Origin of the sequence: Paracoccus sp. PARArs4 (assembly GCF_947311865.1) — a bacterium.
Lineage (GTDB): Bacteria > Pseudomonadota > Alphaproteobacteria > Rhodobacterales > Rhodobacteraceae > Paracoccus > Paracoccus zeaxanthinifaciens.
Window position 1 is genome coordinate 82,386 of the sequence record NZ_CAMZMW010000004.1, and the last position, 18,070, is coordinate 100,455.

Below are 18,070 nucleotides of genomic sequence, written 5' to 3' on the forward strand. Positions count from 1 at the left end.
CTGCAATCTGCCCCGATCCGAGAGGGAGGAACCAATGGCACATCTGAAACTGGCCGCGGCAGCGGCCCTTCTTGCGGCGGGACCGGCGCTGGCACAGAACCGCATCGACCTGATCCGTCCCGACGCGCCCGAACTGGCGCAATTCGGCACATCGCCCATCGGCGTGCGGGCGGTCGAATTCACCGACCCCGACCGCATCGACGTGACCGCCACCGCCGAAGAGGGCGCCGAGATCCGCGGCCCCCGCACCCTGTCCGCCGAGATCTGGTACCCCGCCGCCGAGGGCACCGAGCAGGGCGGCACCTATACCACGCTTCTGCGCGACGGAGAGACCGAGGTGAAGCTGCAGGGCCGCGCGTCCCGCAACGCCGCCGTCGCCAGCGGAGAGTTCCCCCTCGTCATCATCTCGCACGGCTATCCGGGCAACCGCATGCTGCTGAGCCACCTGGCCGAGAACCTCGCCTCGAAGGGCTATGTCGTCGTGTCGGCGGACCATCCCGAAAGCACCTATGACGACATGGGGCTGTTCACCTCGACGCTGGTGAACCGCGCGGTGGACCAGCGCTTCCTGCTGGACAGCATGGCCGGGCTGCAGGACGACCTGGGGGCCGCGATAAACGCCGACAACGCAGCCGTCATCGGCTATTCGATGGGCGGCTATGGCGCGCTGATCTTCGGCGGCGCGGGCCTGTCGCAGGCCGCGATCGACCGGGCCGAGCCCGATCGCTTCGTCGCCCCGGACGGGCTGCTGGACCGCCTGGCATCGGGCAGCGAGGAACACGACGCGCTGGTCGATCCGCGCGTCAAGGCGGTCATCGCCATCGCGCCCTGGGGACGTCAGCACGAGTTCTGGGATGCGGGCGGGCTTGCCAAGCTGTCCAAGCCGCTGATGCTCGTCTCGGGCAGCGATGACGACGTGTCGGTCTATGACGCGATCCGGGACATCTTCGCGCAGACGACAGGCACGACGCGGCACCTGCTGACCTTCGAATACGCCAATCACAACGCCGCAGCCCCGATGCCCGCGCCGGTCGAATCCTGGCAGATGTCCGAGAAGCTGGGCTGGGCCCCGTTCGAACATTACGCCGACCCGGTCTGGGACACGGTGCGCATGAACAACGTGCTGCAGCATTTCTCGACCGCGTTCCTGGACCTGCACCTGAAGGGCGACAACGCGGCGGGCGAATACCTGGACCTGGTGCCGGATGCGGCGGATGGCGTCTGGTCCGCCGATGCCGATGGCAATCCCGACGAGGCGAACACCTACTGGAAGGGCTTTGCCAACCGCACGGCCAAGGGTCTCAGCTTCGAGACGCGCGTTTCGGGGAAGTGACCGCCCGATCGGGCGCCCGCAGCCCGATCGCATCCAGCGCGGCCTCGATCCCGGTCAGGGACGGGGGCCGCGCCTCGGCGACCAGCGCGTCGAACCGGGCGCGCAGGTCGTCCTTCTCGGCGCCCTTGCAGTCGTTCCACGGCCTGCCCTGCAATGCCATGCACAGGACGTAGTACCCGATGAAATGCGGCCGCTCGCCCGATTGCAGCAGGGCGCGATAGGCCTCGTGGGCGCCGATGCGGTGCAGGGTCGCCGCGTCGGGGATCCCCGCGGCGATCAGCGCGCTTGCGGTGGCTGGGCCGATATTGCGGATCGCCGTCAGGTCGCTTTCCATCGCGTGACTTTCCAATTGCCTGCCTTTGCTGTATCCGACACCGGATTCCAAGGACAGCATGACATGACCCAGGACGCCACCGAAAAGGCCGCGAAAAAGCTATTCATCAAGACCTATGGCTGCCAGATGAACGTCTATGACAGCCAGCGCATGGCCGAGGCGATGGCACCCGAGGGGTACGTGCTGACCGAGGACCAGGCCGATGCCGACATGGTCCTGCTGAACACCTGCCACATCCGCGAGAAGGCCGCCGAGAAGCTCTATTCCGATCTTGGCCGCCTGCGTCCGCTGAAGAACCGCAAGCCCGACCTGAAGATCGGCGTCGCGGGCTGCGTCGCCCAGGCCGAGGGCGAGGAGATCGTCCGCCGGATGCCGCTGGTCGACTTGGTCGTGGGTCCGCAGACCTATCACCGCCTGCCGCAGATGCTGCGCGGCGAGGCCCCGCGGATCCTGACTGACTTCCCCGAAGAGGACAAGTTCGACCACCTGCCCGAACGCCGCGCCACCCGCCGCGCGCCTGCGGCCTTCCTGACCGTGCAGGAGGGCTGCGACAAGTTCTGCGCCTTCTGCGTCGTGCCCTATACCCGCGGGGCCGAGGTCAGCCGCCCCGTCGAACGCATCCTGCGCGAGGCCCGCGACCTGGTCGCCCGCGGCGTGCGGGAAATCACCCTGCTGGGCCAGAACGTCAACGGCTGGCACGGGCTGAGCGAGGACGGTCGCGAATGGGGCTTCGGCCGCCTGATCCGCGCCATCGCCGAGATCGACGGGCTGGACCGCATCCGTTACACGACCAGCCACCCAAACGACATGGCCGACGACCTGATCGAGGCGCATCGCGACATTCCCGCGCTGATGCCCTATCTGCATCTGCCGGTGCAGTCGGGCAGCGACCGCATCCTGAAGGCGATGAACCGCAAGCACACGGCCGACCAGTACCTGCGCCTGATCGACCGCATCAAGGACGCCCGCCCCGACATCCTGCTGACCAGCGATTTCATCGTGGGCTTCCCCGGCGAGACGGACCAGGACCATGCCGACACGCTGCGGCTGGTCGAGCAGGTGGGCTTCGGCACGGCCTTCAGCTTCAAGTACTCGCCCCGCCCCGGCACCCCCGCCTTCGGCAAGCCGCAGATCCCCGAGGACGTGGTCGATGCCCGCCTGCGGGAATTGCAGGCGCTGCTGAACAGCCAGCAGCACGCGGTGCAGGATTCGATGGTGGGGCGCACCCTGGGCGTCCTCTTCGAGAAGCCGGGCCGCCGTCCGGGGCAGATGGTGGGGAAATCCGACTATCTTCATTCGGTCTTCGTGGATGCGCCCGATGCGCAGGCGGGCGACCTGGTGCAGGTCCGCATCGTCGAAAGCGCGCCGCATTCGCTTCGGGGCGAACTGGTCGGCTGAGCTTTCGCCGACCCCCTGCGGAACGCGCGATGTGGACAGGGGGTCGGCCTTCCGCACTGCCCTTGGGGGGTGTCGGGCGGAAGACGGGCGGGCGGGGCCCGATGCCGTGGGCGCCAGCGTACCCGCAGCGCCCGGGCGCGGCCTTGATCCAGATCAATCGCCGGGCTTGATCCGCGTCAATGCGGCCCGCGCCGATGCCTGCCATCCTGTCCCCATGCCCAAGGACAGGAGGCGATCATGGCATACAAGACCATTCTCACCGTTCTCAGCGCCGAATCGCAGATCCCGCAGCTTGAACGGGCGGCGGACCTGGCGCGTCAGCAGGATGCCCATCTGGAGATCCTCTGCCTGGGGATCGACAACAGCCAGCCCGCCTATTTCTTTCCCGGCGGCACGGCCTATGGCCTGCAAGAGGCGATCGCCATGGCGATGGAGGATGCCGAGCATCTGAACGCCCGCGTCACCGAGGCGCTGGCGGGATCGGTCGGGCTGTGCTGGTCGTCCGAGGCGCTGGTCGCGCAATCGGGCGGGATCGCGGGCCTTGTCGGGATGAAGGCGCGCTTCGCGGACCTGGCGGTCCTTGCCAGCCCCTATGCCGAGGGGCAGCCCGGCGATGCCGAGATGATCTGCGAGGCCGCCCTGTTCGAGGGCGCCTGCCCCGTCATGGTGCTGCCGATGAACGCCCCCGCCCCGACCCTGCCGCCGAACCGCGTCCTGGTGGCGTGGAACCAGTCCCCCGAGGCGCTGGCCGCCATCCGCCGCGCCCTGCCCCTGCTGCAGGCCGCCCGCGCGGTCGAGATCACCTGCATCGACCCGCAGCGCGCGGGGGCCGAGCGATCCGATCCGGGCGGGATGCTGACCCAGATGCTGGTCCGCCACGGCGTGCATGCGGAAATCGCGGTCCTCGCCCGCACCGCGCCCCGCATCAGCGACGAGATCAACCGCCGCGCGGTCGAGATCGGCGCCGACATGGTGGTCATGGGCGCATATGGCCATTCCCGGCTGCGCCAGGCGATCCTGGGCGGGGCGACGCGCAACATGCTGGAACAGGCCGAACTGCCCGTCCTCATGGCGCGCTAGGTGTTCACTCCCGGCATCTGGTGGATCGGGTCAGAGATCAATCTGCCCGGCTCTGGAGTCCAGATCTTGCAGGTGTATTCGCAAGGTATGAGCCCGTTGAGGGTCTTGAGCCGGCGCGCGAAGTTGTATGCTGCCATGAAGTCCGAGAAGTGCGTTCGCAGTTGATCATGGCTGTCGTAGTGAAAGTGTTTGACAGTCGCCTCCTTGATGGTGCGGTTCATCCGTTCGACCTTTCCGCTAGTCCAAGGATGGTTGGGTTTGGTCAGCCGGTGCTCGATCCCGTTGTCCTCACACATCATGCCGAAACGCATGGGACGCGAATAAGCGGTGTTCCGGTTCCGAGGCAGCTCAGCGAACTGAATGCCATTGTCGGTGAGGACGGTATGAACCTGATATGGCACGGCTTCGAGCATGTGTTGCAGGAACTCCCAGGCCGTCTTCCTGTCAGCCCTCTCGACGAGTTGGGTCACGGCAAACTTGCTCGTGCGGTCGATACCAACGAACAGATAAAACTTGCCTTCAGCGGTCTGCACTTCGGCGATGTCCATGTGGATCGAGCCAATGTCCACCACTGCTCCGAGGGCAATGGCGAGGGCCGATCGGATAGCGTTTGAACTTCGACCGCCTCGGTTTGTCGCCCTCGATGTCGGGCAGGCGTGAGATGCCATGCCGCTGTAGACACCGATGCAATGCTGAGCGTGTCAGGTGTGGGATGGTCGGCTGAAGGGCATAGAGGCAAGCGCAGCGCCATCGAGCGGGAGCAGCGCGTGGCGCCGAAACGCGACGATAGCCGCCTCCTCAGCCTCCGTGAGGACCGTCGAACGTGGCTCCTTTGGGCCGGTCTGGAGATCATCCACCGTCTGCCGTTTGCGCCACTTTGCAACCGTCCTGGGATTGATCCCAGCTTCCGGCTTAGCGTCGCGCTCGAAGCTTGCGATCATTCGGGCAGGCCCTCGGACCGGTGGCGGGCCGCCCTCACTATTGCTGCTCTGACGGCGTGCGTGGTCGTGGCGCTTCCATGATGAACTTGTCCCAGAGGGCATCCTTCCGCTGTTGAGAAAGGATCGCACAATCAAACCGTAGGATCAAACAACTAGACCCCGCGCATGTTCCCCCACAGCATCACGTGCAGCTGCGGCAGCAGGCGTGGGCGGAACCAGCGGTCGGCATTGACGCGACCGACCAGCCACAGCAGCCTGTCGGCCACGTCCTGCGCCATGACCGGCACCTCGGGGTCGACCTCGGGGTTGCCGGGCTGCAGGTACAGCGGCAGATCGGGATAGCGGTCGGCGAAATCGCGCGCCCAGGCGTAATCCGCATCGTCGAAGATCACGATCTTCAGCGACACCTCGCCCCGGCCCCTTGCGGCAAGGCAGGCCTCGAAGGCCGCGATGTCGGGCACCTCGTTGCTGCTGGGCGGCTTGGGGCTGAGGACCAGCATGTCCAGATCCGCGAACCAGTCCCTTGCGATGGACCCCTGCGTTTCCAGCGCGAAGCCATAGCCGCGCGCCCGGCCCATCGCGATCAGCGGACCGAAATCCTGGATCGCCGGATTCCCGCCCGAGATCGAGACGGTCAGCGGCTGCCCGCCCGACAGATCCTCGATCCGCGCCATGATGGCGGCGGGCTCCATCGCGGGCCAGGAATGGCGGAAGCTGCTGTCCACGGCATGCATGCTGTCGCACCAGGAACAGCGGTAATCGCAGCCGCCCGCGCGCACGAAGACGGTGGGCTGGCCGATCAGCGCGCCCTCGCCCTGGATGGTCGGGCCGAAGATCTCGGCGATGCGCAGGGTGGTCATGGGCGGTACTCGGCCCAGGTCTTGGGCGTTTCGCTGACGCGGACGGCAGCGGTCTCGGGCCAGCGGGCGCGGCACCAGTCGAAGAAATGGCGGGCCAGGTTCTCGGCGGTGGAGGGGCCGTCGATCACGTCGTTCAGGTGCCGGTGGTCGAAGCGCGTGTCGATATGGTGCTTCAGATCGGCCAGCTCGTGATAGTCGCGCACGAAGCCGTCCGCGTTCAGCCGCTCGGATGCCAGTTCGACCACGACCACGTAATTATGCCCGTGCAGACGCGCGCATTGATGGTCGTGGGGCAGATGCGCCAGCTGGTGCGACGCGCTGAAGTGGAATTCCTTGGTGATCCGGTACATCACGCGCCCCCATGGGCCGCGACGGCCTGCCGCCAGAAATCCGGGTCGGCATAGGCGGTGGGATCCAAGACGCCGGCCATGTCGAACGCCTCGCGCCGCTCGACGCAGGTGCCGCAGCGCCCGCAATGGCGATCACCGCCCTTGTAGCAGGACCAGGTCAGCGCGAAGGGCGTGGCTGCCCGTGCGCCTGCCGCCACGATATCGGCCTTGGACGCATGGACGAAGGGCACGTGCAGCCCGACATCGGCATAGCCTTCCAGCGCCGCGCGCTGCATCGATGCGAAGGCATCGGTAAAGCCCGGACGGCAATCGGGATAGATGAAGTGATCGCCCCCATGGACCGCGGTGGCCACGTGATCGTCGCCATGGGACGCAGCAATCCCGAAGGCGACGGTCAGCATGATCGCGTTGCGGTTGGGAACGACGGTGATCTTCATCGTCTCCTCGGCGTAATGGCCGTCGGGAACGTCGATATCGTCGGTCAGCGCCGATCCCTTCAGCGCGAAGGCAAGGTCGGACAGGTCGATAAGGTGGAAGGGCACCGACAGGCGCCGCGCACAGGCCTGGGCGAAATCCACCTCCTTGCGGTGGCGCTGGCCGTAATCGAAGCTGACGATGCGCGACAGGTGGCCATCGGCGGCCAGGACATGGGCGAGGGAAACGGAATCGAGCCCGCCCGAACAGACGAGAGTGGTCTTCATGTGTGAACCCTTGTTTTTGTGACCCGGGTAGGCTGCGACCGGGAAGCGCCCGCATATCAGCGGGGGCGCGCGTTGTGAACCCCGTCAGTGGGGCGGGTGGCGCCTGTCGTCGCCGCATTCGGCGGCCAGCCTTGCGGGATCGGGCACGGTGATGCCGCGCAGGCCCGCAAGCTCGATCACGCCGTCGCGGCGCAGGGCGCCGATCTGGCGGCTGACGGTCTCGATGGTCAGGCCCAGGTAATCGCCCATCGCCTCGCGGGTCAGGGGCAGGTCCAGCCGCATGGGGCCGCCGCGCGTCTGTCCGCCCTGACGGCGCGCGATCATGGCGATGAAGGTCGCGATGCGTTCGCGCGCGGTCTTGCGGCCCAGTAGCAGCATCCATTCGCGGGCGGCGTCCAGTTCATCCAGCGTCATCTCCAGCAGGCGCTGCGACAGGTGCGGGGTCGCGTGCATCAGCCGGTCGAAGGGCTGGCGGCGGAAGCAGCACAGCGTCACGTCCGTCGCGGCGGTCGCGTGGCAGGGCGCGTTCTCGCGGCCCGGACGGCCCAGGAAGTCGCTTGGCAGCAGCAGACCCGTCATCTGCGTGCGCCCGTCTTCAAGCGTGCGGGTCAGCGCGACGACGCCCGTGACGACCGAGGCCACGAAATCCAGCCGGTCGCCTTCCCACAGGATGTGCTGACCGGCCTCGAAGCTGCGATAGAACTTGATCGCCTCCAGCTCGGCCAGCTCGTCGGCCTCGCAATGCGCGCAGACCGCCCGATGCCGGATCGGGCAGTCCTGGCATCTGCCGGTCTGCAGGCTGGGTGCGCGCGTGTCCATGACGGCGATGATACGCCTGTCGCAGGCGCCGCACAACGCGACAGATCAGTGCGCCTCGGCCCAGTTCGCGCCCTGCCCCGCATCCACGACCAGCGGGACCGACAGCTTGACGGCAGGCTCGGCCGCGCCCTCCATGATGCCGCGCGCGCGGGCGATCAGGTCGTCCACCGCATCCTCGCGCACCTCGAAGACCAGTTCGTCATGGACCTGCAGCAGCATCCGCGCGGGCAGCTCCGCGATGGCCGCGGGCATGCGGATCATCGCGCGGCGGATGATGTCGGCGGCGGCACCCTGGATGGGCGCGTTGATCGCGGCGCGACGCGCGCCCCCCGCGGCGGGGCCGGACTGGTTGATGCCCGGCGTGTTGATCCGCCGCCCGAACAGGGTCCGCACGAAGCCGTCCTGCTTCGCATCGGCCACCGTCTTGTCCATATAGGCGCGGATCTCGGGGAAGCGCGCGAAATAGGTGTCGATGAACTCCTGCGCCTCGGCGCGCGGGATGCGCAGGTTGCGCGACAGCCCGAAGCCCGAGATGCCGTAGATCACGCCGAAATTGATCGCCTTGGCCTGCCGGCGGATCATCGGGTCCATGCCCTCGACCGGGACGCCGAACATCTGGCTGGCGGTCATGGCGTGAATGTCGATCCCCTCGCGGAAGGCCTGCTTCAGCGCGGGAATGTCGGCCACATGTGCAAGGATGCGCAGCTCGATCTGGCTGTAATCCAGCGCGACCAGCCGATAACCCTCGGGCGCGACGAAGGCCTGCCGGATGCGGCGGCCTTCCTCGGTGCGGATGGGGATGTTCTGCAGGTTCGGCTCGCTCGAGGCCAGCCGCCCGGTCTGCGCACCCGTGATCGAGTAGCTGGTATGGACGCGCCCCGTCTCGGGGTTCACATAGGTCTGCAGCGCGTCGGTATAGGTCGATTTCAGCTTGCTGATCTGGCGCCAGTCCAGCACCCGCGCGGGCAGGTCGTGGCTGACGGCCAGATCCTCCAGCACGTCGGCGCTGGTGGAATAGGCGCCGGTCTTGCCCTGCTTGCCGCCCTCCATGCCCATCTTGCCGAACAGGATCTCTCCCAGCTGCTTGGGGCTGCCGATGTTGAAGGTCTCGCCCGCCAGGCCGTGGATCTCGTCCTCGAGCTGGGCCATCTTCTGGGCGAAGGCGTTCGACATGCGGGCCAGAACCTCGGTGTCGATGCGGATGCCCGCCATCTCCATCGCGGCAAGGACGGGGATCATCGGCGCTTCCAGCCGGTGATAGCCGGTCGCCACGCCTTCCGCAGGCAGCAGCGGCGCGAAATGACGATAGAGCCGCAGCGTCACGTCCGCATCCTCGGCCGCATAGGGGGCGGCCTTGTCGATGGCGACCTGCGCGAAGGTGATCTGCGACTTGCCCGACCCGATCAGATCCTTGATCGGGATGCACTTGTGGCCAAGATAACGCTCGGCCAGCTCGTCCATGCCGTGGTTGTGCGTGCCCGCGTTCAGCGCATAGGACATCAGCATCGTGTCGGCCAGGGGCGCCATGTCGATGCCCAGCCGCGACAGGATCTTCCAGTCGTATTTCATGTTCTGCCCGATCTTCAGGATCGAGGCATCCTCCAGCACGGGGCGCAGCGCATCCAGCACGGCGCGCGCCTCCAGCTGCCCCGCGACGCGTTCCGCACCGCCGAAGAGGCCGCCGCTCTCGCCCTCGACATGGCCCAGGGGAACATAGCACGCCTCGCCCGGCGCGACCGCCAACGAGATCCCGACCAGATCGGCGCGCATCTCGTCCAGACCCGTCGTCTCGGTATCCAGCGCGACCTCGCCCAGGTCGCGGATGCGGTCGATCCAGTGGTTCAGGCGGTCCATGCCGGTGACCGTCTCGTAGGTGGCGGTGTCGATGGCGGGCATCTCGGGGGCCGCGGGCGCATCGGGCACGGCAGGTGCCTGGATGGCGGGGGCCTCGGCGCCCAGACGCTCGGCCACGCGGGTCGTCAGGGTGCGGAACTCCATCTCGGTCAGGAAGGCCAGCAGATCGTCGGGAACCGGGTCCTGCACCGCAAGGCTTTCCAGCGTGAAGTCCAGCGGCGTGTCGCGGTCCAGTTCGACCAGGCGCTTGCTGATGCGGATCTGTTCGGCATGGTCGATCAGCGTCTGCCGGCGCTTGGGCTGCTTGATCTCGGATGCGCGGTCCAGAAGCGTCTCCAGATCGCCGTATTCCTGGATCAGCAGGGCGGCGGTCTTGATCCCGATGCCCGGCGCGCCCGGCACGTTGTCCACCGCGTCGCCCGCCAGCGCCTGCACGTCGACGACCCGGTCGGGGCCGACGCCGAACTTCTCGAAGACCTCGTCGGGACCAAGCGTCTTGTTCTTGATCGGGTCCAGCATCTCGACCCCGTCGCCCACAAGCTGCATCAGGTCCTTGTCGCTGCTGATGATGGTGACCGCGCCGCCCGCGTCACGCGCCTTGCAGGCCAGTGCCGCGATGATGTCGTCGGCCTCGTAGCCCTCGGTCTCGATGCAGGAGATGTTGAAGGCGCGCGTCGCCTCGCGGGTCAGCGGGAATTGCGGGCGCAGATCCTCGGGCGGGGGCGGACGGTTGGCCTTGTAATCGGCGAAGATCTCGTTGCGGAAGGTCTTCGAGGAATGGTCGAAGATCACCGCCGCATGGGTCGGCGCATCGCTGCCGCCGCTGTCCTGGACGTATTTCCACAGCATGTTGCAGAAGCCCGCCACCGCGCCGACGGGCAGCCCGTCAGATTTGCGCGTCAGCGGCGGAAGCGCGTGATAGGCGCGGAAGATGAAGGCCGATCCGTCGATCAGATGCAGATGGCAGCCCTTGCCGAATGCGTCGTCCATGCTCACCTTCCTTGCTGGTTCAGGACCGTCTTTTGCCACGGCCCGACCCGATCTTCCAGCCGCCGAAAGGATGCGAATGGCAAAGATGCGACGCAAGGGCGACCTGCCGCAGAAGACATGCGCCCAATGCGGGCGGCCCTTCGCATGGCGCCGCAAATGGGCGCGCGACTGGGACCAGGTACGCTACTGCTCGGATCGCTGCAGGGGGGATGCGCGGCGGGCTGCCAAGGGTGGCGCAGCCACCCCGCCGTGAAGGCCCCCTCGACGGGGGCCGAGGGGCGTGCCCCTCAGTGGGCGTCGTCCGCGTGGTCCGGGTCCAGGACGAACCGCTTGTCGCAATATCCGCAATCCACGAACCCCGTCTCGGGCGAGATCGCAAGCCAGACCCGCGGATGGCCCATCCCGGCCGCATCGTCGCCGTCGCAGGCCACGCGCCGCTTCGTCACCGTGACCGTCTCGGGGGCGGGCATCCGGGTCGCTGCATGACCCGTCTCGGTCGAGAGCGGGTTCTCGGGGGTCACTTGCTTGGTCATGGCTGGCCTTCTTGTGGCGGCTTGCATCATCTGGTCTAACCCGTTTACGCAGCGCCGCCCTTCTTCGCAAGCATTGCAAGGACCAGCCCCATGACCCATGCCATCGAAATCGCGGGCCTTCGCAAGACCTATGCCCCCCAGGGCAACGCCCCCGCCAAGGAAGCGCTGAAGGGTGTCGATCTGACCATCCCCGCAGGCAGCATCTTCGGGCTTCTGGGGCCGAACGGCGCGGGCAAGTCCACGATGATCAACATCCTTGCGGGGTTGGTGAACAAGACTGCGGGCAAGGTCGTCATCTGGGGCTTCGACCAGGACGTGAACCCGCGCCAGTCGCGCGCGGCCATCGGCGTCATGCCCCAGGAACTGAACGTCGATCCCTTCTTCACGCCCCGCGCCAGCCTCGAGGTGCAGGCCGGCCTCTATGGCGTCCCGAAGGAGGAACGCTGGACGGACGAGCTGCTGGAACTGGTGGGCCTGACCGATCAGGCCAACGCCTATGCCCGCACGCTGTCGGGCGGCATGCGCAGGCGGCTGCTGCTGGCCAAGGCGCTGGTCCATCGGCCCCAGATCCTGGTGCTGGACGAACCGACCGCGGGCGTCGACATCACCCTGCGCGAGATGCTGTGGAACAATGTCCGCAAGCTGAACGAGGCGGGCATGACCATCATCCTGACGACCCACTACCTCGAAGAGGCCGAGGAGATGTGCGACGAGATCGCGATCATCAATCACGGCCAGCTTGTCGTCCGCCAGGACACCCGCAGCCTGCTGGCGGGCAGCGACGCGAAGACGCTGGTGCTGGACACGGACGGCGCCGCGCGCATCCCGCCGCTGCCCGAAGGCGCCCGCGCCGAGATCCGCCCCGACGGGCGCATGGCCATCACCTATCCCCCGTCGCGGCTGCGTGCGGACCGTATCATCGATGCCCTGCGCGAGGCGGGGCTGCCCATCGTCGACGTGGCGACCGAGCAGCCCGACCTGGAACAGGTCTTCGTCCAGATGACGCGAGACTGAGGGTCAGTCGCGCAGGCTGACCATCGGACCCATCATCCGCCCGCCCATGATGTGCAGGTGGAAATGCGGCACCTCCTGCACGCCATGCGGGCCGGAATTGGTGATCGCGCGGAAGCCTTCGCCGCCATCGCCGATGCCGTGCCCCTCGGCCGCGACGACCTGCGCGCACAGCCGCATGAAGCCCGCGATCTCGGCATCGCTCGCATTGGCGCTGAAATCGTCGAAGCTGACATATTTGCCCTTCGGGATCACCAGCACATGGCTGGGCGCCTTGGGCGAGATGTCGCGGAAGGCCAGCGCGTGATCGTTCTCGGCCACGGTGTCGTTCGGGATCTCGTGGCGCAGGATCTTCGCGAAGATGTTGTCGTCGTCATAGGTGAAGGGCATGGTCGTCCTTTCTCAATCCGCGAAAAGATGCGGGGTGCGGGCCAGCTCGCGGGCCCGGTCTTCGGTGAGGCCAAGGAAATTCGCCAGGGCCACGGTGTTGCGATCCTCGTCCGCGTCGCTGGACAGGGTGAACAGGTTGGCAAGGCCCGCCTCCCGCAGGCGGTCGGCCTCGTGGTCCAGGTCGTTGCGCACCACGGGCAGCAGGCGTTCCACCACGTCGTCGGGCGCGTCCGACGACACGAGGCCCACGCGGCCCATATGTCCGCGCACGTAATCGTCGTCGAGGCCCGTCTCGATGAACAGGACGCGCGTCTCGGACCGGTCGTCGTCGAAATCCTTGATCAGACTGACCGCCGAGGGGTCGGCGCAGAAGACCAGCCGGTCGGTCCCGAACTGGTCGAACAGCAGCTTGACCAGCGCCCGCCTGTGACGCTCGCGCTTGCCGACCGAGGATGCGACGCCGCCCATCTCGGGCAGGTTGGCCTGCAATTCGTTGAAGATGTAATCGACCGCCGGGATCTCGGTATTGCGGCGGATGGCGTCGGTCAGCCGCTTGGCGACATGCCATTTCTTGGCCACGATCACATGCACGCTACGCTGCCGCCCAAGGCTGCCATCGGCCTCCCAGAAGCGGGGGGCGAAGCGCCGCCCGATCCGGCCGCGCCCCGTCAGGAAGGCGAACAGGCGCCGCCCCTCGGCCGCGATCGGGAAATCCAGCCCCCGCGTCTGCCACAGCGCGCCCAGCCGCGCGCGCAGCTCCAGCGCCTCGGGGCTGATCTTGCGCGCGAACAGGTAGTCCTGTCGCAGCAGCAGGTCGTAATGGTCGTTGTAGAAGGTGACCGGCATCCCGTAATCGCTGAAGATCAGGAAGGTCAGAGTCCGGCTGCGGATCTGCGTCTTGGGCACGACATGGGCGACAAGCGTCTGGAAGAAGGTCTCGTCCGGGATCCAGGTCGTGCTGAAGAAGCGCGGGATCTCGGGGCGCTGGCGGATCAGCTCCAGCACGGCCTCGACCGTCTGGCGGCGCAGGCACCACCATTGGGACCCGATCATGATCCGCAGGTCCTTCGGCACCTCGCGCGCAAGGCCGAGCCGCTTCTGCAGGCTCATGCTGCCGTAGAACAGCCGCTTGTTGTTCCGCTCGTTGAAATAGTGGCGATAGATCAGCCGCTCTTCCTTGATCCCGGTCTTGATCCAGTCGCTGGCGAAGAAGTCGAAACTCTCGATGAAGTCGCAATCCTGCGAATCGAGGAACTCGCGCGCATATTCCGCCGACTTGATCGGCATGCAGTCGCCCGACAGCATGTAGAAATGCGTGGCATGGGGAAAGACGCGCTCGGCCTCGCGCAGGGCCTCGAGGGTGGCCGCGACAAGCGACCATTCACCCCAGCCGCATTTGTGGCGCCGGGGCGCGAACGCAACCCCCGGATGATCGCCCAGGGCCTCGCGGATCTCGTCGAACATCTCGGCGGGGCTGCGGCGATCGAAATGGATGACCGCGTAATCGCCCGCGGCCGTCAGCCGCCGCGCCTGGTCGATGACGCCCTTCGGGTCCTTGTGAACAAGCAGAATGAAGGCGATCCGTGCCATGCTTATCGGGAAGTCCCTTCGGCTCGATGCAGATTGGTCTCGTTAAGACGTTGAAAAACTCTTCCGGCTTTGGTCTTTGTGTGTAGCGATTTTTGTCGCATGAACAAGAAGCACGCCGATGGGCGGCCCCGGCGCCACCACCGGCGGGCGAATGCGAGGTAAGGGTAGTCATGGGTTTTCCCGGCGTCTGGATGACGGAAAGCGAAAGCATCATCTATCGGGTCGTGCCGAAATGCGCGTGCTCGACCATCGGACAGGTGATGTTCTATTCGGATCATGGACGCTTCTTCGACGGCGACATCCACGATTCCACCGAAGGGCTGCACAAGTGGTCGCAAGACCACAGCCAGCAGCCGATCGAGCGGGGCGTCCACGAGCACAAGGCCGTCACCTTCACCTGCGTCCGCAACCCCTATACCCGCATCCTGTCCTCGTTCTTCGACAAGATCGCGGGCATCCAGCGCAACGGGCGGCGCTATCGCGGCAACCTCGTGCCGCAGCTGATCCAGCGCTATGGCATCGATGTCGGCACGCCCGAGAACGGGTTCGAGTTCGACCAGGTCGCCAGCTTCCGCCGCTTCCTTCTGTTCGCGCGCGACACCATCCGCTTCCGTAAGCCGATGGAGCCCGACATCCACTGGTCCGCGATGTCGGGGCATATCTCGACCTTCATCGTGAACGGCGGGCGCTACGATCAGATCTTCTTCACCGAGAAGTTCAACGAGGGGATGCAGAAGGTTCTCGACGCCGCCGAGACGCGCGTGGACATCGCGCTGTCCGACGTGCCGCGCTTCAACGAATCCGAAGGGCACGGACCCAAGCGCGCCCACAAGGTCAGCGACTATTTCGACGACCTGTCGCGCCACCTGGTCTGGGAAATCTACAAGAGCGACTTCCAGCTGTTCCGCTATGATTTCGACGATCCGGACAACAAGATGCCCCTGGGCGAGGTCGATATCGACGAGGTTCACGCCAAGCTGGGCCGCTGAAACCGAAAAAGGCGCCCCGAGGGGCGCCTTTCGCGTGACGGGCGACCGCTTCGGTCACTCCAGGTGGCTCTCCATGAACCACAGGTCCTTGTCCGCCGTGCGCGAGGCCGCGGTGAAGGCGTCGGCCGTGCCCTCGTCGCCCGCGTCGCCCACGGCATCGATTGATTTGCGGACCTTCTCGCCATAGGCGCGCATGCGGGCGCAGATTTCGCGGATGTGGTCCTCGGCCTTGGTCAGGTCGGTGGGATAGGGGTCCAGCGTCGCGGCCTCGGCCACGATCTCGACCGTGCCCTTGGCGACACCGTCCAGCACCTGCACGCGCTCGGCGAAGGTGTCGATCTGTTCGTTCAGGTTGTCGCGCACGGTGTCGAACAGTTCGTGCACCGCGATGAAATTGCGGCCCTTCACGTTCCAATGCGCCTGCTTGATCGCCAGTCCCAACGCGATCGCATCCGCAAGGGCGGCGTTCAGTTCGGTGATCGAGGTCTTGCGGGCGTTGTCGGACAGGCCCTGGACATTGACAGCCATCGGCAGCTCCTTCGTTTTTCCGAATTGGATCTGCCGAATGAACAGCGCCGGTCGCCGCGCGGTTCCATGAAACGAAGAACGGCGCCTCGCGGAAGCGGGCGCCGTCATCGTCAGGCCCCTTGCGGGGCCTTCTGTCTCAAGGGGCTCAGACGGCGCCCTTGATGAAGTTCACGGCGTCGCCGACGGTCTGGATGGTCTCGGCGGCGTCGTCGGGGATCTCGATCCCGAACTCTTCCTCGAACGCCATGACCAGCTCGACGGTGTCGAGGCTGTCTGCGCCCAGATCGTCGATGAACGAAGCGGCCTCGACCACCTTGTCCTCGTCGACGCCCAGGTGCTCCACCACGATCTTCTTCACGCGATCAGCGATATCGCTCATGTCATATCCTCATTGTCGCGGGCATCCGCCCATAAATTTCACGGGCCGTCATCCGGTCCGATTCAGCACAGGGCGGTTTCCCTGCTGCTAAAGCGGGGGATATAGCACCAGAGAACCCTCTTGCAACCGCTTTTGCACTTGCCCCTGCGGGGCGTTGCGGCGCTGCAAGACCGGGTTCAGACCATCGCCATCCCGCCATTGACGTGCAGCGTGGCCCCGGTGACGTAACCGGCCTCGGGGCTGGCAAGGTACAGCACGGCGGCCGCGATCTCTTCGGGGGTGCCCATGCGACCCGAGGGAATCTGGCCGCTGATCTTGGCCTTCTGCTCGTCGTTCAGCTTCTCGGTCATGGCGGTGGCGATGAAGCCGGGCGCCACGCAGTTGACCGTGATGCCGCGGCTGGCGACCTCGTAGGCCAGCGATTTCGACATGCCCACGACGCCCGCCTTGGCGGCGGCATAGTTGCCCTGCCCCGGATTGCCGGTCGCCCCCACCACCGAGGTGATGTTGATGATGCGGCCCCAACGCGCCTTCATCATGCCGCGCAGCACGCCGCGCGACAGCTTGAAGACGCTGGACAGGTTCACGTCCAGCACCTGCGCCCATTCGTCGTCGGACATGCGCATGAACAGGTTGTCGCGGGTGATGCCCGCGTTGTTCACCAGGATGTCCAGCCCGCCCATCGCCTCGGCCGCGGCCTTGGGAAGGGCCGCCAGCGATTCCGCGTCACCCAGGTTCGCGGTCACGACATGGGCGCGCTCGCCCAGCTTCGCGGCCAGTTCCTGCAGCGGGGCCTCGCGGGTGCCGGACAGCGCGACGGTCGCGCCGGCCTTGTGCAGCGCCTCGGCGATGGCGCCGCCGATGCCGCCCGATGCGCCGGTCACCAGCGCGCATTTACCCGTCAGATCGAACATGAAGGCATTCCTTTTCGTCATCAGATGCGGGCGTCAGCCCTTCAGCGCGGCGATATCCGCAGGCGTCCCGACATTGCGGGTGTCCACGCCCTTGGCGATGCGCTTGATCATGCCCGACAGGGCCTTGCCCGCGCCGATCTCCCAGAACTCGGTCACGCCGGCATCGGCCATGTTGGCGATGGATTCGCGCCAGCGCACGGTGCCCGTGACCTGTTCGACCAGCAGGCGGCGGATGGCGCCCGGTTCGATCACGGCCTCGGCACGGACATTGGCGATCAGCGGGATCGCGGGGGGCTGGATGTCCACCCCTGCCAGCGCATCGGCCATGACGGCGGCGGCGGGCTGCATCAGCACGGAATGGAACGGTGCCGACACGGGCAGCATCAGCGCGCGCTTGGCGCCCGCTTCCTTCATCGCCTCGGCGGCGCGTTCCACGGCGGCCTTGTGCCCCGAGATCACGACCTGCCCCGGATCGTTGTCGTTGGCGGCCTGCACGACCTCGTCGCCGGCCACGTCGCGGGCGATGCGGTCCACCGTCTCGAAGTCGAGGCCCAGCACGGCGGCCATGGCGCCCTGCCCGACCGGCACGGCCTCCTGCATGGCCTGTCCGCGCTGGCGCAGCAGCCGCGCGGTATCCGACAGGCTGATCGCACCCGCCGCGCACAGCGCCGAGTATTCGCCCAGCGAATGGCCGGCCACGAAATTGCCGTCCATGATGTTGAAGCCCTCGGCCTCGAGCGCGCGGAAGGCCGCGATGGACGTGGCCATCAGCGCCGGCTGCGCGTTCTGCGTCAGCGTCAGCGTCTCGGCATCGCCGTTCCAGATCAGGTCCGACAGCTTCTCGCCCAGTGCCTCGTCCACCTCGTCGAAGACGTCCTTCGCCGCCGGATAGGCCTCGGCCAGCTCGCGACCCATTCCGATGGTCTGCGCGCCCTGCCCCGGAAACACGAATGCCCGCATGGGGTCCCCCGAATATCGTTGCGTCATGGAAGGGCATAGCCGCTGCGCAGGCGGGCCGCAACCGAAGCCCCATGCCGCATGCGCAAAAGAAAAGGCCCCGCGAGGGGGCCTTTCCA

19 protein-coding genes and 1 pseudogene are annotated in these 18,070 nt (G+C 66.6%); 6 read left to right on the forward strand and 14 right to left on the reverse strand.

From position 1 onward, the window contains the following. The first annotated feature begins 34 nt into the window (after positions 1-34). Positions 35-1,333, forward strand: coding sequence for an alpha/beta fold hydrolase (locus QMZ16_RS04420; RefSeq protein ID WP_282602291.1), 1,299 nt, complete (start codon positions 35-37; stop codon positions 1,331-1,333). Here QMZ16_RS04420 and QMZ16_RS04425 read toward each other — a convergent pair. Continuing rightward, entirely contained in the window at positions 1,302-1,667 is a 366-nt protein-coding gene (locus tag QMZ16_RS04425) for a TfoX/Sxy family protein (protein WP_282602292.1), read from the reverse strand. The genes QMZ16_RS04420 and QMZ16_RS04425 overlap by 32 nt on opposite strands. Before the next feature lie 63 nt (positions 1,668-1,730). On the opposite strand from QMZ16_RS04425, the gene miaB reads away from it, so the two are divergent. Together miaB and QMZ16_RS04435 are read left to right on the forward strand one after the other, a co-directional pair. Beyond that, positions 1,731-3,065 (forward strand): tRNA (N6-isopentenyl adenosine(37)-C2)-methylthiotransferase MiaB, encoded by a 1,335-nt coding sequence (gene miaB, locus QMZ16_RS04430; RefSeq protein ID WP_282602293.1) that lies wholly within the window; start codon positions 1,731-1,733, stop codon positions 3,063-3,065. A gap of 237 nt (positions 3,066-3,302) precedes the next feature. Then, positions 3,303-4,145 (forward strand): universal stress protein, encoded by an 843-nt coding sequence (locus QMZ16_RS04435; RefSeq protein ID WP_282602294.1) that lies wholly within the window; start codon positions 3,303-3,305, stop codon positions 4,143-4,145. Here the strand turns inward: QMZ16_RS04435 and QMZ16_RS04440 are convergent. The 6 genes and pseudogenes from QMZ16_RS04440 to polA all read right to left on the reverse strand — a co-directional run bounded on the left by QMZ16_RS04440 (position 4,142) and on the right by polA (position 10,660). Further along, a pseudogene (locus QMZ16_RS04440) lies at positions 4,142-5,094 on the reverse strand (IS481 family transposase). The gene QMZ16_RS04435 and the pseudogene QMZ16_RS04440 overlap by 4 nt on opposite strands. 144 nt (positions 5,095-5,238) lie before the next feature. Beyond that, positions 5,239-5,946 carry a 7-carboxy-7-deazaguanine synthase QueE gene (gene queE / locus QMZ16_RS04445; protein ID WP_282602295.1) on the reverse strand — a complete coding sequence of 236 codons (708 nt, stop codon included), beginning with the start codon at positions 5,944-5,946 and terminating at the stop codon, positions 5,239-5,241. Beyond that, positions 5,943-6,296: a 6-carboxytetrahydropterin synthase QueD gene (queD, locus tag QMZ16_RS04450; protein WP_282602296.1), complete on the reverse strand. Its 354-nt coding sequence runs from the start codon at positions 6,294-6,296 to the stop codon at positions 5,943-5,945. Before queD ends, queE begins: the two co-directional genes overlap by 4 nt. Continuing rightward, positions 6,296-6,997: a 7-cyano-7-deazaguanine synthase QueC gene (gene queC / locus QMZ16_RS04455; protein WP_282602297.1), complete on the reverse strand. Its 702-nt coding sequence runs from the start codon at positions 6,995-6,997 to the stop codon at positions 6,296-6,298. Before queC ends, queD begins: the two co-directional genes overlap by 1 nt. 84 nt (positions 6,998-7,081) lie before the next feature. Next, complete coding sequence (fnrL, locus tag QMZ16_RS04460; protein ID WP_282602298.1) at positions 7,082-7,816, reverse strand: transcriptional regulator FnrL; 735 nt, start codon at positions 7,814-7,816, stop codon at positions 7,082-7,084. A 45-nt stretch (positions 7,817-7,861) separates the two neighbouring features. Then, positions 7,862-10,660 carry a DNA polymerase I gene (gene polA / locus QMZ16_RS04465; protein WP_282602299.1) on the reverse strand — a complete coding sequence of 933 codons (2,799 nt, stop codon included), beginning with the start codon at positions 10,658-10,660 and terminating at the stop codon, positions 7,862-7,864. Between the two features lie 76 nt (positions 10,661-10,736). Here polA and QMZ16_RS04470 point away from each other — a divergent pair, with 76 nt between their 5' ends. Beyond that, a complete protein-coding gene (locus QMZ16_RS04470; protein WP_211214617.1) occupies positions 10,737-10,913 on the forward strand; it encodes a DUF2256 domain-containing protein in 177 nt (58 codons plus the stop codon). A 34-nt stretch (positions 10,914-10,947) separates the two neighbouring features. On the opposite strand, the gene QMZ16_RS04475 is transcribed toward QMZ16_RS04470, so the two are convergent. Beyond that, positions 10,948-11,130, reverse strand: coding sequence for a zinc-finger domain-containing protein (locus QMZ16_RS04475; RefSeq protein ID WP_282602401.1), 183 nt, complete (start codon positions 11,128-11,130; stop codon positions 10,948-10,950). 153 nt (positions 11,131-11,283) lie between these two features. Between QMZ16_RS04475 and QMZ16_RS04480 the strand changes: the two genes are divergently transcribed. Continuing rightward, positions 11,284-12,207, forward strand: a complete 924-nt coding sequence (locus QMZ16_RS04480; protein WP_282602300.1) for an ABC transporter ATP-binding protein — start codon at positions 11,284-11,286, stop codon at positions 12,205-12,207. Positions 12,208-12,210: 3 nt separating this feature from the next. On the opposite strand, the gene QMZ16_RS04485 is transcribed toward QMZ16_RS04480, so the two are convergent. Then, positions 12,211-12,594 (reverse strand): HIT domain-containing protein, encoded by a 384-nt coding sequence (locus QMZ16_RS04485; protein WP_022707212.1) that lies wholly within the window; start codon positions 12,592-12,594, stop codon positions 12,211-12,213. Between the two features lie 12 nt (positions 12,595-12,606). After that, a complete protein-coding gene (locus QMZ16_RS04490) occupies positions 12,607-14,184 on the reverse strand; it encodes a DUF5928 domain-containing protein (protein WP_282602301.1) in 1,578 nt (525 codons plus the stop codon). A gap of 170 nt (positions 14,185-14,354) precedes the next feature. On the opposite strand from QMZ16_RS04490, the gene QMZ16_RS04495 reads away from it, so the two are divergent. Further along, positions 14,355-15,173, forward strand: coding sequence for a sulfotransferase family protein (locus QMZ16_RS04495; protein WP_022707214.1), 819 nt, complete (start codon positions 14,355-14,357; stop codon positions 15,171-15,173). A 54-nt stretch (positions 15,174-15,227) separates the two neighbouring features. Here the strand turns inward: QMZ16_RS04495 and dps are convergent, their stop codons facing one another. The 4 genes from dps to fabD all read right to left on the reverse strand — a co-directional run bounded on the left by dps (position 15,228) and on the right by fabD (position 17,954). Next, the gene (gene dps, locus QMZ16_RS04500; protein WP_282602302.1) at positions 15,228-15,809 is read right to left on the reverse strand and encodes a DNA starvation/stationary phase protection protein Dps; all 582 of its coding nucleotides are present in this window, start codon (positions 15,807-15,809) and stop codon (positions 15,228-15,230) included. 37 nt (positions 15,810-15,846) lie between these two features. Further along, complete coding sequence (locus QMZ16_RS04505; RefSeq protein WP_022707216.1) at positions 15,847-16,080, reverse strand: acyl carrier protein; 234 nt, start codon at positions 16,078-16,080, stop codon at positions 15,847-15,849. Positions 16,081-16,256: 176 nt separating this feature from the next. Continuing rightward, entirely contained in the window at positions 16,257-16,994 is a 738-nt protein-coding gene (fabG, locus tag QMZ16_RS04510; protein ID WP_282602303.1) for a 3-oxoacyl-ACP reductase FabG, read from the reverse strand. 33 nt (positions 16,995-17,027) lie between these two features. Continuing rightward, positions 17,028-17,954, reverse strand: a complete 927-nt coding sequence (fabD, locus tag QMZ16_RS04515; RefSeq protein ID WP_282602304.1) for an ACP S-malonyltransferase — start codon at positions 17,952-17,954, stop codon at positions 17,028-17,030. Positions 17,955-18,070: the final 116 nt, after the last annotated feature.

Excerpts from the sequence above, each read along its gene's own strand:
- QMZ16_RS04420 (WP_282602291.1), top strand. The coding sequence starts at position 35 with ATGGCACATCTGAAACTGGCCGCGGCAGCGGCCCTTCTTGCGGCGGGA.
- queD (WP_282602296.1), bottom strand. The coding sequence starts at position 6,296 with ATGTACCGGATCACCAAGGAATTCCACTTCAGCGCGTCGCACCAGCTG.
- polA (WP_282602299.1), bottom strand. The coding sequence starts at position 10,660 with ATGGACGACGCATTCGGCAAGGGCTGCCATCTGCATCTGATCGACGGA.
- QMZ16_RS04475 (WP_282602401.1), bottom strand. The coding sequence starts at position 11,130 with ATGCCCGCCCCCGAGACGGTCACGGTGACGAAGCGGCGCGTGGCCTGC.
- fnrL (WP_282602298.1), bottom strand. The coding sequence starts at position 7,816 with ATGGACACGCGCGCACCCAGCCTGCAGACCGGCAGATGCCAGGACTGC.
- fabG (WP_282602303.1), bottom strand. The coding sequence starts at position 16,994 with ATGTTCGATCTGACGGGTAAATGCGCGCTGGTGACCGGCGCATCGGGC.
- QMZ16_RS04480 (WP_282602300.1), top strand. The coding sequence starts at position 11,284 with ATGACCCATGCCATCGAAATCGCGGGCCTTCGCAAGACCTATGCCCCC.
- QMZ16_RS04485 (WP_022707212.1), bottom strand. The coding sequence starts at position 12,594 with ATGCCCTTCACCTATGACGACGACAACATCTTCGCGAAGATCCTGCGC.
- queE (WP_282602295.1), bottom strand. The coding sequence starts at position 5,946 with ATGACCACCCTGCGCATCGCCGAGATCTTCGGCCCGACCATCCAGGGC.
- QMZ16_RS04490 (WP_282602301.1), bottom strand. The coding sequence starts at position 14,184 with ATGGCACGGATCGCCTTCATTCTGCTTGTTCACAAGGACCCGAAGGGC.
- QMZ16_RS04470 (WP_211214617.1), top strand. The coding sequence starts at position 10,737 with ATGGCAAAGATGCGACGCAAGGGCGACCTGCCGCAGAAGACATGCGCC.
- dps (WP_282602302.1), bottom strand. The coding sequence starts at position 15,809 with ATGACGGCGCCCGCTTCCGCGAGGCGCCGTTCTTCGTTTCATGGAACC.
- QMZ16_RS04425 (WP_282602292.1), bottom strand. The coding sequence starts at position 1,667 with ATGGAAAGCGACCTGACGGCGATCCGCAATATCGGCCCAGCCACCGCA.
- fabD (WP_282602304.1), bottom strand. The coding sequence starts at position 17,954 with ATGCGGGCATTCGTGTTTCCGGGGCAGGGCGCGCAGACCATCGGAATG.
- miaB (WP_282602293.1), top strand. The coding sequence starts at position 1,731 with ATGACCCAGGACGCCACCGAAAAGGCCGCGAAAAAGCTATTCATCAAG.
- QMZ16_RS04435 (WP_282602294.1), top strand. The coding sequence starts at position 3,303 with ATGGCATACAAGACCATTCTCACCGTTCTCAGCGCCGAATCGCAGATC.
- QMZ16_RS04505 (WP_022707216.1), bottom strand. The coding sequence starts at position 16,080 with ATGAGCGATATCGCTGATCGCGTGAAGAAGATCGTGGTGGAGCACCTG.
- QMZ16_RS04495 (WP_022707214.1), top strand. The coding sequence starts at position 14,355 with ATGGGTTTTCCCGGCGTCTGGATGACGGAAAGCGAAAGCATCATCTAT.
- queC (WP_282602297.1), bottom strand. The coding sequence starts at position 6,997 with ATGAAGACCACTCTCGTCTGTTCGGGCGGGCTCGATTCCGTTTCCCTC.